9 protein-coding genes, 1 pseudogene and 1 CRISPR repeat array are annotated in these 14,325 nt (G+C 69.2%); of the genes and pseudogenes, 8 read left to right on the top strand and 2 right to left on the bottom strand.

What is annotated here, in order from left to right; translation table 11 throughout:
• Positions 1–459 precede the first annotated feature (459 nt).
• From casA to cas3, 6 genes are all read left to right on the top strand, one after another.
• The gene (casA, locus tag ACZ6MA_RS26520; RefSeq protein WP_469436510.1) at positions 460–2,004 is read left to right on the top strand and encodes a type I-E CRISPR-associated protein Cse1/CasA; all 1,545 of its coding nucleotides are present in this window, start codon (positions 460–462) and stop codon (positions 2,002–2,004) included.
• Positions 2,001–2,621 carry a type I-E CRISPR-associated protein Cse2/CasB gene (gene casB / locus ACZ6MA_RS26515; RefSeq protein ID WP_469436508.1) on the top strand — a complete coding sequence of 207 codons (621 nt, stop codon included), beginning with the start codon at positions 2,001–2,003 and terminating at the stop codon, positions 2,619–2,621. The genes casA and casB overlap by 4 nt, the downstream gene beginning before the upstream one ends.
• Positions 2,618–3,874, top strand: a complete 1,257-nt coding sequence (gene cas7e, locus ACZ6MA_RS26510) for a type I-E CRISPR-associated protein Cas7/Cse4/CasC (RefSeq protein ID WP_469436507.1) — start codon at positions 2,618–2,620, stop codon at positions 3,872–3,874. The genes casB and cas7e overlap by 4 nt, the downstream gene beginning before the upstream one ends.
• On the top strand, positions 3,871–4,611 hold the full coding sequence (cas5e, locus tag ACZ6MA_RS26505) for a type I-E CRISPR-associated protein Cas5/CasD (protein ID WP_469436506.1): 741 nt from the start codon (positions 3,871–3,873) through the stop codon (positions 4,609–4,611). Before cas7e ends, cas5e begins: the two co-directional genes overlap by 4 nt.
• Complete coding sequence (gene cas6e, locus ACZ6MA_RS26500) at positions 4,608–5,264, top strand: type I-E CRISPR-associated protein Cas6/Cse3/CasE (protein ID WP_361936011.1); 657 nt, start codon at positions 4,608–4,610, stop codon at positions 5,262–5,264. Before cas5e ends, cas6e begins: the two co-directional genes overlap by 4 nt.
• Before the next feature lie 73 nt (positions 5,265–5,337).
• On the top strand, positions 5,338–8,076 hold the full coding sequence (gene cas3, locus ACZ6MA_RS26495) for a CRISPR-associated helicase Cas3' (protein WP_469436504.1): 2,739 nt from the start codon (positions 5,338–5,340) through the stop codon (positions 8,074–8,076).
• Between the two features lie 2,233 nt (positions 8,077–10,309).
• On the opposite strand, the gene ACZ6MA_RS26490 is transcribed toward cas3, so the two are convergent.
• Positions 10,310–11,683, bottom strand: coding sequence for a helix-turn-helix transcriptional regulator (locus tag ACZ6MA_RS26490; RefSeq protein WP_469436503.1), 1,374 nt, complete (start codon positions 11,681–11,683; stop codon positions 10,310–10,312).
• 374 nt (positions 11,684–12,057) lie between these two features.
• Here ACZ6MA_RS26490 and ACZ6MA_RS26485 point away from each other — a divergent pair, with 374 nt between their 5' ends.
• Positions 12,058–12,201, top strand: coding sequence for a hypothetical protein (locus tag ACZ6MA_RS26485; protein WP_469436501.1), 144 nt, complete (start codon positions 12,058–12,060; stop codon positions 12,199–12,201).
• A 29-nt stretch (positions 12,202–12,230) separates the two neighbouring features.
• Positions 12,231–12,343 (top strand): annotated as a pseudogene (locus ACZ6MA_RS26480) (AAA family ATPase); the annotation flags it as partial.
• 30 nt (positions 12,344–12,373) lie between these two features.
• On the opposite strand, the gene ACZ6MA_RS26475 reads toward ACZ6MA_RS26480, so the two are convergent.
• Positions 12,374–12,727 carry a hypothetical protein gene (locus tag ACZ6MA_RS26475; RefSeq protein WP_469436499.1) on the bottom strand — a complete coding sequence of 118 codons (354 nt, stop codon included), beginning with the start codon at positions 12,725–12,727 and terminating at the stop codon, positions 12,374–12,376.
• A 104-nt stretch (positions 12,728–12,831) separates the two neighbouring features.
• Positions 12,832–13,347: a CRISPR direct-repeat array (repeat unit 28 nt; unit sequence GGCTCACCTCCGCCTGCGCGGAGCGGAC).
• Between the last annotated feature and the right edge of the window lie 978 nt (positions 13,348–14,325).

Raw genomic sequence — 14,325 nt, 5'->3', positions numbered from 1 at the left:
GATCGCCGGGTGAGCCGCCCAGTCATACCCGGCCGGCACCTTCGCCCTGGTCACCTCGGGAACGGTCCAGACTGACGGTTGCGAGCCGGTCGACGTGATGCCACGCGACGCGACGTGACGGGGGCAGCCAGACGTCTCGTCCGGCCCTCCACGCACTGACCCCGGTGCCACTGGTCTGGGTGACGCCGTCGGCAATGTGTCATGGAGGACCTCCGCTACGGCGGAGCGAAGTGATTTTAGCTCCGTTCGCCCGGTATGCGTATGAGGGATCTCCGAGTGGGCGGAGTGGGTGCCAGCCGACTGTACCGGGCGACACTGACAATTCTGCCGAGCTCACGGGACCCGGTTGCGCGCGCTCGGCGCGCACGCTTAGCGTCGCTTTCTCGGGATGCTTCGGCGGCCGACAACTTCCTTACGCCAGCGCATCGTTGGCGCTTCCCGTGGTGATGGAGGGGCATCTTGCCTGTCTGTAATACGGCTGACCAGCCGTGCGTCACGTTGGTCCTCCGCGAGGACATGGACCCGGGGGAGCTGAAGGCTCTCTTACCCGGTGCCGTACCCGGCGCCTACTACGAGACCGGACTGCTGGGCGCTCTGCTGGGCGCGCATATGGCCTGCGACCTGGAGGCGCCGAATCCGGCGGTGGAGTCGATGCTCCGCAGGCTGCTGACCGCGCTCGCCATCCGCGTCGGAGGGCTGGACGTGGCGGAGCAGCCGGTGTGGGAGGAGCGCTTCGACGCTCTGCTGTCCGTCGGCCGTTTCGACACCGAGGCCGTCAACGGATACTTCGACCGGTGGCGGCATCGGTTCGACCTCTACGACCGCCACCGTCCATTTCTCCAGGACCCGCGGCTGGCCGATGAGTGCTCGCGGCGGGCCGCTCCGGGGAAGCTGGTAATGCCCCGCCCGTCAGGGGCGAACCAGCCGTGGCTGGACCACACCCCGCAGGAAGAGCCGGTGCCCTCGGCGGAGGCACTGGGATGGGTGCTGGCCTGGCGTGGATACGGCCCCTCGGGTACGGGTGCGCAGCGGCAGCACGGTGGGGTGAATTCCAAGAATATGAGGGCCGCGCCGTTGAGGTCGCTGGTGTCCTTCCACCCACTGGGGGCGAGCCTGTTCACGTCGCTGGTGCTTTCCTGCCCGCCTCCGACCGGCACCGGGGACGTCGCCGGTGATCTGGCGCCGTGGGAGCGGGAGGAACTGGAGGACCCGCTGCTGCCCGCGCCCGCCCAGGGGCCGGTGTCCCTACTGACCGGCAGGACGGCACATCACGTACTGCTGGCTCCGGACGAGAGTGGTGCGCGGGCGGTGGCGTGCTGGGTGGCGTGGGGCAGCCGCACGGACCTGCCGGCCGCTCGGGATCCCTTTGTCGTGGACCGGGCCAAAGGCGGCCCGGCGCGCGCGAACTGGCGCCGCTCGCTGCTCCGGGATTTTGATGCCTTCATTCATGCCAAGGACCCTGCGGCGGTCGGCGTCAAGGGGATGATGCTGCCCGGTTGGCTGTCGGTGTACGCGGACCTGCCGCAGGAGGTCCTCGAGGCCCTGCCGGATGTGCGGGTCAGGGCACTGGGGTGCCACCAGGAGAAACAAGACCGTGACGAGCATTGGTACGCGGTGACCACCCCGGCGAGCATCGCTCCCTACCTGCCCTCGCGGCACCCCCAGAGGGCGGCCCGCGTCGCTCAGATACGCCTCGCCGCTGAGATGACGGCTGCGGACATGGCCAGGTGCCTGCGGTCTGCGTGGAAGCAGTTGTCTCCGGGGGAGAAGACCTGTCCGTGGGCGGACGATGCCACCGCGCAGTTCTGGGACCGGGCGGAGTCCGCCTTCTGGACGGCGATCGCCGACGACGACGCCCCGCCTCCGCGCTTCAGGGCGCTGGCGTTGGAGATCTACGACGCCATCACCCGTCCAGCGGCGACCACTCCCCAAGGATTGCATCCCATTGCGCAGGCCCGCTCGGCTCTGGCGTACCCCCGTTCCGGAAGGAAGAAAGCCGCGTGACTGCCGAACCCCTGCCAGCATCGTTGCAGCCCGCTGGAGCCGTAACACCGAATCCGCTGGACCGGTACGAGAAGTTCCTTCGCACGGTCCGCAAAGCGTGTTCCACGCCGGGCGGACGGGCTGCCCTGCGTCAAGGGCTGGCCGACGAACTGGCCTCCCCGTGGCAGCTCTACATGCACCTCCTGCCCGCCGGCGGCATCCCGGCCCATACCGCCACCCGCGAAGCCGAGCAGCCCTACCTGCTCGTGGCATGCCTGTACGCGGTCCACGACGCCCCCAACCCGGCCACCGCCAAGACCAACCCACCCCCTCCCCCCAAGCCAGCCGACAAGCACAAAAACCTCGGCTGGTCCTACGCACGTGCCGCGGCCACCGGTGCCATGCGACAGCAGAACGCCGCCGACGCCCTGTCCTACCTCGCTCAGCTCGACACCGAGGACCTCTACCGCGATCTGCCCGGCGCGATCTCGTTGCTGCGCGCCCAGCGCGTTCCGGTGCACTGGCCGGTGCTGCTGCGCGACCTGACCCGCTGGCCCTCCTGGGCCGACGACGTCCGCATCGACTGGGCCCGCGCCTTCCACACCCCCGCCCGCTCCACCGAGGAGAACACGAAGTGACCACCCCCGCGTCCGGCAACCTCTACGTCGACGTCCACTTGATCCAGTCCTACCCCTACTCGAACCTGAACCGGGACCGGCAGGGGGCCCCGAAGTCTGCCAAGTACGGCGGTGTGATGCGCGCCAGGCAGTCCTCGCAGAACGGCAAGCGGCACACCCGGCGGGCGGTGGAGAACGCCACCGGCATCCGCGCACTGCGGACCCGCGGCGTGCCCAAGGCTGTCGCCAGGCGTCTGGCGGACCGGGGGTGGGACAAGGAGACCGCGCTGATCGCCGGACAGATGCTCATCCTGGCTGCGGGGGTCAAGGGTCTGGGGATCGCCGACAGCCAGGGCACCAACGCCTTGTTGTTCCTTCCCGAAAGCGCGCTGGACGAGCTGGCAGAGCTGGCCGATGCCCACCGCGGTGAGATCACCCAGGCGGTGTATGACATCCAGACGGAGGCGGAGAAGGCCGCGAAGAAGACCACGCGCAAGACCGCCCCCGCACAGGAGGAGCCGGAGGACGGTGACGAAGACGAGCCGGTCCTCGGTGAGGGCAGCCTGCTGGCCAAGTACGCCGCGAAGGTCCTGACCAAGGCCGACGTCCTGGCCATCCTGCAGAGCAGGAACGCCTCCGTCGCCGCGTTCGGCCGGATGCTCGCCAACGAGGCCGGCTCCACCGTGGACGGCGCCGTCCAGATGGCCCACGGGCTCAGCACCCATGCCGCCACCACCCAGCTGGACTACTTCACGGCCGTCGACGACATCCCCCAGGACGAAGGAACGGAAACCGGCGCCGGGCACATGGGCGACAACCGCTACACCTCCGCCACCTTCTACCGCTACGCCTGCCTGAACGTCACCGAACTGATCGGCAATCTCGATGGCGACACCGAGACGGCGCAGAGCGTGACCGCCGAGTTCCTCCGCGCTTTCGTCACCACCGTCCTGCCCGCGAAGTCGTCCGGCACCGCGCCGTTCACCGTCCCCCATCTCGTCTATGCAGCAGTGCGTTCCGACCGCCCGGTCAGCCTGGTCGGCGCGTACGAGACCCCCGTCCCCGACACCTCGGACGGCTACATCCCAGCCTCGCTGACCAAGCTGGCCGAACACGCCGCCGCTCACCACCGTTTCCTGGGCACGGAGGGCCTGATCACCCACGCCCACAGCGGGCTCACCGACCAGACCTTCTCGGCGCTCGGCGACCGGCTCGACGGTCTCGACGAGCTGGTCGCGCGAGTAGCGGCCACCGTGGCCCAGGAGAAGGCATGAACGGCCTGCTCCTGCACCTCTCCGGCCCGCAGCAGTCCTGGGGAAACGACGCAGATTTCGACGTCCGCACCACCCACCGCTGGCCCACCCGATCCGCCCTGACCGGTCTGCTCGCCTGCGCCCTCGGGCGCCCGCGCGACAGCGACAACAGCGACCTGGCCGAACTGGGATACACCATCCGCATCGACCGGCCCGGCCAAAGAGAGATGGACTTCCACACCATCGGCGGCGGCTACGCCCGGCACCTCACCCCACCCACAGCCGACGGCAAATTCAAGAAACTCGGCGAGGGCACCATCCTCACCGAACGCTGGTACCTCACCGACGCCGCCTTCACCGTCGCGGTCACCGGCCCGCCATCCGTCACCCACATCTGCGGAGCCGCACTCCAGCGACCCAAGTTCGGGCTCAGCCTGGGGCGCCGCTCCTGCACACCAGACACCCCCATCCTGCTGCGCGCCGACGTCCCCGATGCGGTGGGCGAACTTGACCGCCTGCCGCTGCACCGGCTCCCCAGCCGCGACGTCCCGGAGCCGGTGACCTTCATCTACGACACGGCACCCGAACCCGGAGCGAAACCGGACACCGAAGTCCGGGACCGGCCCGGCCCCCGGCGCACCTTTACACGCAGGCCCGTATGGCAACGAGAACGCCTACTTCCGCACGCTCGGGAAGCCGGCCGCGGAACCCAGTGGATCGACGAACTCACCGCATACCGAGAGGCAGCAGCCGCGTGACCACCGCCCCCGCCACCCGCAGCCTGCACCTGGCCCAGCTGCACCTGGAAGCCCGCAGCCACGCCGTCCACCAGGACTTGAAGGACGCTTCCCGCCTGCACAACACCGTCCAGGCCCTCTTCCCGGACACCCTCGGCAGCACTCCGCGCGCCGCCACGCACACCCTCTACCGACTCGAGCGCGAGCAAGCCGGTGCCGTCCTCCTCATCCAGTCCACCCTGCCCATCAACCGCAACGCCCTCCCCCACGGGTACGCCCGCCACGTCGCCTACCGGGATCTTGGCCCCCTCCTGGACTGGGTCGCCGAAGGCCGGCGTGTGCGATACCGCATCGACGCGAACCCGATCAAAACAGCTTTCATCCAGGGCAAACGCGGCAAACGCACTCCAGTGACCGGAGACGAAGCCTTGGCGTGGTGGGAACGCCAAGCCCACAAGGCAGGCATGACCAGCCAACTCGCACTGGACCTCCCCCAGCCGCCCGTACGGGCCACCCGCAACGGCACCAAACCGGTCCTCCTGAAAGCGATCCGCTTCGAAGGCGTCGCCACCGTCACCGACCCCGACGCCCTGCGCACCGCCATCACCCTCGGCATCGGCCAAGGCCGCGCCTACGGCCTGGGCCTGCTCTCCATCGCCCCCTACCGCCCCTGACAACCCAGCAGAACCACCACCGGGGTCCGAAACGCGCCGCCTCGGACCCCGGCAGAGAGGAAGAGACCCGCCCTTGCTCCCCGCTCCGTTCGAACACCGCCTGTGGGGCAAGGCCAAAGGCCTCGACGACGGCCCCTACCCCCTGGGCTGCCACGCCATCGACACCGCCGTCATGGCCACCGCCCTATGGGACCGCTACCTCACCCCACGCCAACGCCACGTCATCACCCACGGATGGGGCCTCAGCGCAACCCAGGCCCGCCAGTTCCTCGTCTGCCTCGCCGGCCTTCACGACCTCGGGAAAATCACCCCCGGCTTCCAGGCCTGCGCCCCCGCAGCCGACCAGCTCACCGGCCTCCCCGGCTACGAACCTGCCCCCACGGCCTTCCGCACCCCCAGCCACCAACGGGCAGCACACCTCACCCTGCCCGACCTCCTCCACCGCACCCAGGGCCTGTCCCTGACCGGCCGCCCCCTCAACATGGCAGCCCAGCAGATCGCACAGATCATCGGCGGCCACCACGGCACCTACCCGCCCGCCCTCTCCCACCAGGGCGGGGAGCTCTCCTGCCCCCTAGCCGCAGTACCCGGCCTGGGAGACAAGGAATGGGACGCCCAGCGCGAGCACCTCATCCACCTGATCCACCACCTCTTCGGCACACCCAAATACCCCACCCGAACAGCGACCGGACCCGCCGCCGTCGTGACCACCGGCCTGATCGTCCTCGCCGACTGGCTTGCCTCCCAACTCCCCTGGATCCGCGACCGCCAACGACGCTGGAACAAAGACCACCCCCGAACCTGGGAAGCCCACGTCCGTCGCGCCCGCCGCGCCGCCCCCAAAGCACTACGAGAAGCCCAGCTCACCCCACCCACCTGGCGCCGCCGCAGAACCTTCCCCACCCTCTTCCCACACCTCCAAGGCCACAAGCTCCACCCGACCCAGGAAAGCCTCGCCAAACAGCTACCAACCCTGACAAACGGCCCCGGGCTGCTGCTCATCACCGCACCACCGGGCGAAGGAAAAACCGAAGCCGCCCTCTTCGCCGAACGAATCATGGGGCCCGCCGCCGGCACCAAAGGCCTGGCCTTCCTCCTGCCCACCATGGCCACCACCGACGCCATGTGGACCCGCGTACGCGACCACACCCGCGCCAACTGCCACACCCCACCCCCCGTCGCACTACTCCACGCCATGGCATGGCTCGACGCCACCTACACCCCCGACGACCTCCACAGCGCCACCTGCGACCCCGGTACCGTCACCGAATGGCTACGCGGCCGCCACCGCGGCTTCCTCACCGGCATCGCCGTCGGCACCTGGGACCAAGCCGCCCTCGCCGTCCTGCCCCACCGCCACATGGCCATGCGCTGGCTCGGCCTGTCCGGCAAAACCGTCATCATCGACGAGGCTCACGCCTACGACGCCCACGGCCACGCACTCACCCTCCGCCTCCTGCAATGGCTCGGCGCCCTTGGCGTCCCCGTCATCCTGCTCTCCGCCACCGTCACCGGCGACACCGCAGCAGCCCTCGTCCACGCCTACCGCCACGGCGCCGGCCACACCGACACCCCACCCCTCACCCTCAGCTACCCAGGCTGGACCCACACCGACCACACCACCGGCACCATCACCACCTCCGAAACACTCGGCTCCCACCGCGCCCACACCCTCACCATCAACACCCTCCACTGCACCCCCACCCACCACCCCGACAAACCCACAGGACGAGCCCGCACCCTCCTCAACCTCCTCAGCCCCCTCCAAACGACCTCCACCGGCTGCGCACTGATCATCTGCAACACCGTCGCCGACGCCCAAGCCACCAAAGACCTCCTCACCACCGCCTGGAGCACCACCAACCAGCCACCCCTGGTCCGTCTCCTGCACGCCCGCATGCCCGCCCGACAACGAGCCGCCATCACCCGCCGCGTCCAACGCTGGACCGGCCCCCGCGGCAAACGCCCCGCCCGCCCCTTCGTCGTCATCAGCACCCAAGTCGCCGAACAGTCCCTCGACGTCGACTTCGACCTCGTCATCAGCGACCTCGCCCCCCTCGCCCTCCTCCTCCAACGCGCCGGCCGCGGCCACCGGCACCACCGCACCGACCGCCCCGCCTGGGCCCCCACAGGCGAACCACGCCTAGCCGTCCTCATCCCCACCGGCCAGCTCCCACCCCGCCACTGGGGAGAGATCTACCCTCCATCCCTCCTGCGCCGCACCCGCGACCTCCTCGACACCTTCGAAGGCCACGACAAGCACATCAGCGTCCCCGAAGACACCCAGCAACTCGTCGACCAGGTCTACGGGCCGGAATTCGCCGGAGCCGACGACTCCGACCGCATCGCCGAAGACATGCAACGCGCAGCCGTCGCCCACCTCCACATGATTCCCCCGCCCGCCACCGTTCGGGACCTCCACCCTCTGACCAACACCGACGAACACCCCGACCAGATCACCACCCGGCTAGGCGCCGACAGCATTCGCATCCTCCCCACCTACCGCACAGCCGACGGCCAGCACTGGCTACACCCCACCCACCACACGGACCGCACAGCCCTGCCCCAACACATCGACCCCGAAGACCGGCGCACCATCAGAAAGCTGATGAACGCGACCATCCCCATCAACAGCCAATGGCTCACCGACCGCGGCCCTGCCACCAACCCACCACAGGAGTGGTCCGCCATCCCAGGAATCCGCGACCTCACACTCGTCCCCCACCCCGTCACCCGCACCACGGTCAGCACCTACCGAGCAGGAAGAAAAACCATCATCCTCGACCCACAGAACGGACTCATGCGCCAATAGGGGACCCGCTGCCCCATCCGCACACGGCAGAGCACACCGCCACGGACTCTGACGACCAGCCCGACGACGCACCTCCGCCCAGACAGAGAGCAAGCCCTGCGCCCTCGCAACGGAGTCGTCAGCCTCGGCTCACCACCGCCTGCACGGAAACGACGTCACCATGAGCGGGATGCTGTGTTCCTGTGCCAGCTCACCTCCGCTCGAGCGAAACGGTCACTCCCACCATGAGACCCGAGCGCGGATCGACGACTCACCTCCGCCTGCGCGGAGCGGACCGCTCGTTGAAGGAGATGCCCCGTCATGACCTCGGCTCACCTCCGCTCGCGCGGAGAGCACGCAAAAGGGCTAGAACGCGCTGCTCGACAAAACGGTTCACCTCTGCTCGCGCGGAGACATTTCCATGGATCGAGCGCCACCACCACGCGACGGCTCACCTCCGCCTGCGCGGAGAGCACCCCACCCTGTACTTCAGCGCCGACATGAGCGCCGGCTCACCTCCGCTCGCGCGGAGAGCACCCTTCGCGACCTGCGACGTTGGAAGGGCTTTGCCTATTCGTGATTTAAAGAACTGGGCGCTGCGCCCATTCAATCGCACGCGGAGACCAGGCCTGGAGCATCTGGTCAGAGCGCTTGCCGGCTGGCTCACCTCGCCTGAGGGTGGCCAGCTCACCCCCGCCCGCGCGGAGAGCACGGCCTGATCATTCCTCGCAGGCCCAAGGGGTATTGCGCACATCCGCTCGCGCGGAGAGCACTTCGCGACCTGGGGCGTTGTGGGGGCTTTGCCAATTCATGACTTCAAGGAATGGGCTTCTGTGCCCATTGAATCTGATCGCTTGCCTCATGGAGGCTATTCAGTGGTTCCGGAGCAGGAGCGCTGGCATGACGAGAACTGGGCAAGTGTGCCCGCGTCCCCCTCGCCGGAGGCCAGGCCGTCCGTTCCCCTCCGTTTGGCTCGACGCAGCTGTGGCCAGCCTCGGCTCACCTCCGCTCGCGCGGAGAGCACAGCCGAGCGCGGTCCTCCGTCGTCGCCCCCCCCACGGCTCACCTCCGCCTGCGCGGAGCGGACGTGTTCCGTCCGCGGCTCACTGCGCGGTCTTCCGGCTCACCTCCGCCTGCGCGGAGAGCACCGGGTGAACACCAGGACCGGGGACTGCTCGTCCGGCTCACCTCCGCCTGCGCGGAGCGGACCCCTTCGCGACCTGGGGCGTTGTGGGGGCTTTGCTAATTCGTGACTTCAAGGAACGGGCTTCTGCGTCCATTGAATCTGATCGCTTGCCTCATGGCGGCTGTTCAGTGGTTCCGGACCGGGAGCGCTGGCAAGACGAACTGGGCAGCGTCCTGGCGTCCCCCTCGCCGGAGGCCAGGCCGCCCGTTCCCCTCCGTTTGTGCGAAGAGGCTTCCTGCGGTTTTCCCTTGAGCTGCGGCCCCCGGGCTCACCTCCGCTCGCGCGGAGAGCCCGGCCGCTGTCAGTACCTCGTCGTACCCTCGGCCGACTCACCTCCGCTTGCGCGGAGCGGACCGCGCCGCAGAGATGCACGAGATGTACGAAGCCGGCTCACCTCCGCCTGCGCGGAGCGGACTGACGTCGGCAACGGTCTGCGGCTGGAGCCTGCGGCTCACCTCCGCCTGCGCGGAGCAGACCTGCGCTGGGTCGTCCAGGGCGCCGTCGACGTCGGCGCACCTCCGCTCGCGCGGAGAGCACGCCTTAACGGCCTCCGTGAGGGCCTTGCGCTCCGGCTCACCTCCGCCTGCGCGGAGCGGACCCTTCGCGACCTGGGATGTTGGAAGGGCTTTGCCTATTCGTGATTCAAAGAACTGGGCGCTGCGCCCATTCAATCGCACGCGGAGACTAGGCCTGGAGCATCTGGTCAGAGCGCTTGCCGGCTGGCTCGCCTCGCCTGAGGGTGGCCAGCTCACCCCCGCCCGCGCGAAGAGCACGCCTTCATGAACAGGCCGCGCCACGACACGGACGGCTCACCTCCGCTCGCGCGGAGAGCACCCTTCGCGACCTGGGGCGTTGTGGGAGCTTTGCCGATTCATGACTTCAAGGAGCAGGCTCTACGTCCATTGAATCTGATCCCTTGCCTCATGGCGGCTGTTCATCGGTTCCAGAGCACGACGCGACGCCGGCCTGGGACGCCCCCGTATCCGGCTCACCTCCGCCTGCGAGGAGCGGACACAGCGGCGGCGGAACGCATCCAGCTCGATCGCTTCCATCGGCAGCATCAACGGCTCATCCAAGTCTGCCCTGCCGAGCACCGCCGTCTGGATTTGTCGCCTGTCCGTGCGCACACGCTCCCCCGTCCCCCAGGTGCAGCAGTTCGGGCACTCCCTGTGCTGTGGGGTGTGCCGCGAAGACGGGCATGAGGCCATGCACCAGGCCTTCGCAGCGGGGGGCGCCGATGCGGGTGGCCATGCTGAGCGCTTGGTGGGCGGTGGCGGCGGCGTGGTCGATTTCGCCGCAGTGGAGGAGGCTCTCGGCCTCGTAGGCGAGGAAGACAGCACGGGTCTTGAGGCGGGCGTCGGGCAGCATGCGGGTGCCCTCTTCGATGAGCTGCTGGGCGCGCCGGTGGTGGCCGAGGTCGAGGAGGCAGCGGCCGGTGTCGACTGCGATGTCCGTCGAGGCGTGCCAGGCGCACCAGGCCGGGGCGGGGCTGCTGGGGGCGGCGTCGAGGAACTTCTCGGCGGCCCCGAGCGCGCGGGTGCAGGCGAGTTCCTCGCCGAGGGCGGCGTGTGCGCGGGCTTTGCGGAGGTTGAGCAGTGAGCGTGCGGTGGGGTGGCCGGCTCGGCTGATGGCGCGGTCGAGGATGGTCACGGCCGTGCGCGGGTCGCGCAGCCACGTCTGCTGGTAAGCCAAATCGGAGAGAACGCCTGCGCCCAGGTCGTGGTCCGCGCATTGGTGGGCGCTGTGGAGGGCGCTGTGCCACAGCCGGGCGGCCGAGGCGTGGTGGCCGTGGTCGAACCGGTGCCATCCGGCGGTCTGTGCGACCCGCGCGGCGAGGGCGTGCAGGCGGCGGCCGACGGCCTGGGTGCAGCGGCCTTCGTCGAGCAGGCCGGTGATGGTCTGGAGGTGTCCGGCCAGCAGGGGGCCGAGGTGCTGGCGCTGTTCGGTGGGGAGGCTGTTGAGCCACTGGCTGTGGCGTTCCAGCCCGGCGACGATCTCCGCGTCCACGCGGCGGCCGCGCAGGGTGGTGGCCACGGTCTGCGGGTCGCGTTCGGCCCACTGGTAGGCGAGGCCGGCGAGTGCGGCGGGGGTGAAGGCGACGAAGCTGCGGCGGTCCATGAGGGAACCCAGGGCCTCTCGGAGTGCGGGGACGGTGCTGGAGGGGCCGAGAGGCAGCGGGGCGTCCATGCCGGGGAGCCAGTGGGGCCAGCCGAGGGCACGTACGGTGCTGGGGTCGATGCCGAAGACGTCGGCAAGGAGGGCCTGGGATTCGTCGTCGGGGATGACGCGCCCGGACTCCCGTTTCGACACCCGCTGGGCGATGGCTCCCGACCGCAGTCCCCGGCCCGCTGCTGCCTGCCGGATCAGGCGGGCGAGGTCGGTCTGTGACCAGCCTTTCGCGATCCGGGCGTAGGCGAGTGGGTGGCGGATTGGTGTGTCCACGCGTCCCATCCCATCATCGGCAGGGCCCCGCAGCCTACCGCTTCGGCGGCCAGGGCTACACCGGGGCCAGCTCCCCAACACCTGTACGGACAACGAGTGTTGACGCTCTACTCGGTTGCGACTCAGCGCAGCGGACCGCAACCGCCGGACCCGGAGCGAGCAACCCCCGGGGGCCGCGACGAGACGGTATCCGCCGCGCGCTTCCCGCCCACCCCAGAGGGGGTTTCTCCGTGGATCAGTACGCGCCACGCCGCGCCCGGCTGCTGACATCATCCAGGCCTTTACCGGCCTTCACCGTCGTAGGATCGACCGGTCCCTGGCTCCACTGCGCTGACGGACGCCGGATCCTCGACGGATCGAGCGGGCTTCTGTGCGTGAACGTGGGCCAGCGCAGCCCCGCGGTCTTCGCCCGCATCGAGCGGCAGTTCCAGCGTTACTCGTTCGGGGGCGCCGCCGTCGTCCGGCCCGATATCCAGATGGAGCTGATGGACCGCCTGTGCCGTGCGGTGGGCCGGTGAACGGGGCTGGGTTCGGCGAACGAGGTCCTCGCACCGCGATCCTCGACCGTCTCCTCCACTACTTCCCCCCTGTGACGTGACCGTCATCAACGGCCCCAGCTACCGGCTGAAGAACCGACTCGTTGCCATCGAGCGCGACACATGGCCTGACCTGGATGACGTCCCGGTCCTGTCAGCGGACTACACAGGTCTCTGGCATGGGCAGGCTCCACTCGCCCAGTTCCGCGACAAGAACTTCCCGGGCCAATCGCCGTACCTGCTGCCACCCCTCGTCAGTGGACAGCGCATCCTTGGCCCACCGGCCGACGTCTTCCTGACTGCTCATCTCATGGAAAATCACGCCAACCGCTCGCAACTCAGGCAAAACCTCCCCTCCGAGAAGCCCCTCCTCCACCAAACGCCCGGCCAGGCGGAAGGCATCGTCGAAGTCCAGCGCGATCTCATCCGCAAGGACGCCGTGCTGGTCCAGCCAGGCCACCTGAACCGAGGCCTCAGCCGCCAACACGGTCAGCGACTCGATGAGCAAGCGTCGACGGAACGAAGGACCAGGGCTCTCCACATCACGATCCTCCCACGGGCATACCTGCACGGAGGCCCTACCTTGGGCAGGACAAACACGCGCGCATCCGCAACTCACCTCCGCCTGCGCGGAGCGGACGTCGGCCTGGTCAACTACGCACCCGACCCCGGCGGCTCACCTCCGCCTGAGCGGAGCGGACGGGTCGATGCCGCCCTTGGAGTCCATGGTCGACGGCTCACCTCCGCTCGCGCGGAGAGCACGCAGTCCTGGCCTTCTGGCCGAAGCTCGCCGACGGCTCACCTCCGCCTGCGCGGAGAGCACACGCCCTTCATAACCTCCCCTTCGGGGAATGGCGGCTCACCTCCGCCTGCGCGGAGCGGACCCCCACGCGGCCTTCGCGAGCTGGCACACCACCGGCTCACCTCCGCCTGCGCGGAGCGGACCGGGCCACCCCTGTCGCACGGTGGACGTCGGCCGGCTCACCTCCGCCTGCGCGGAGCGGACGGTGCCGCCGGTGGTGTCGCGCCGCTGAACAGCGGCTCACCTCCGCCTGCGCGGAGCGGACGACTGGCGAATGGTGGTGCCGTCGTCCGACGACGGCTCACCTCCGCCTGCGCGGAGCGGACCCTTCGCGACCTGGGATGTTTGAGGGGCTTTGCTAATTCGTGACTTCTAGGAACGGGTTTCTGTGCCCATTGAATCTGGTCGACGGCCTTGTGGCGGCTGTTCAGTAGTTCCGGACCGGGAGCGCTGGCAGGACGAGGACTGGGCTAGCGTCCTGGCGTCCCCCTCGCCGGAGGCCAGGCCGCCCGTTCCCCTCCGTTGGCGTGAAGAGGATTCCTGAGGGTTTCCCTTGAGCTGCGGCCCCCGGGCTCACCTCCGCCTGCGCGGAGCGGACGAATACACCCGCGTCCGGGACCGGTGTCACGGCGGCTCACCTCCGCCTGCGCGGAGCGGACAGAGCGACCCGGGGCGACCATTCGTCGATCTGCGGCTCACCTCCGCCTGCGCGGAGCGGACCCTTCGCGACCTGGGGTGTTTGAGGGGCTTTGCCAATTCGTGACTTCAAGGACCGGGCTTCTGCGCCCATTGGACCTCATCGCTTGCCTCATGGCGGCTATTCAGTGGTTCCGGAGCAGGAGCGCTGCCAGGACGAGAACTGGCAAGCGTCCTGGCGTCCCCCTCGCCGGAGGCCAGGCCGCCCGTTCCCCTCCGTTGGCGTGAAGAGGATTCCTGAGGGTTTCCCTTGAGCTGCGGCCCCCGGGCTCACCTCCGCCTGCGCGGAGCGGACGAATACACCCGCGTCCGGGACCGGTGTCACGGCGGCTCACCTCCGCCTGCGCGGAGCGGACAGAGCGACCCGGGGCGACCATTCGTCGATCTGCGGCTCACCTCCGCCTGCGCGGAGCGGACCCTTCGCGACCTGGGGTGTTTGAGGGGCTTTGCTAATTCGTGACTTCAAGGACCGGGCTTCTGCGCCCATTGGACCTCATCGCTTGCCTCATGGAGGCTATTCAGTGGTTCCGGAGCAGGAGCGCTGCCAGGACGAGAACTGGCAAGCGTCCTGGCGTCCCCCTCGCCGGAGGCCAGGCCGCCCGTTCCCC

Source organism: Streptomyces sp. NPDC042259 (assembly GCF_055582085.1).
This window is presented reverse-complemented; position numbering and strand designations above follow the sequence as displayed.

Bases quoted from the DNA above. Each gene is read 5' to 3' on its own strand.
- cas5e (WP_469436506.1), top strand. From the start codon at position 3,871: ATGAACGGCCTGCTCCTGCACCTCTCCGGCCCGCAGCAGTCCTGGGGA.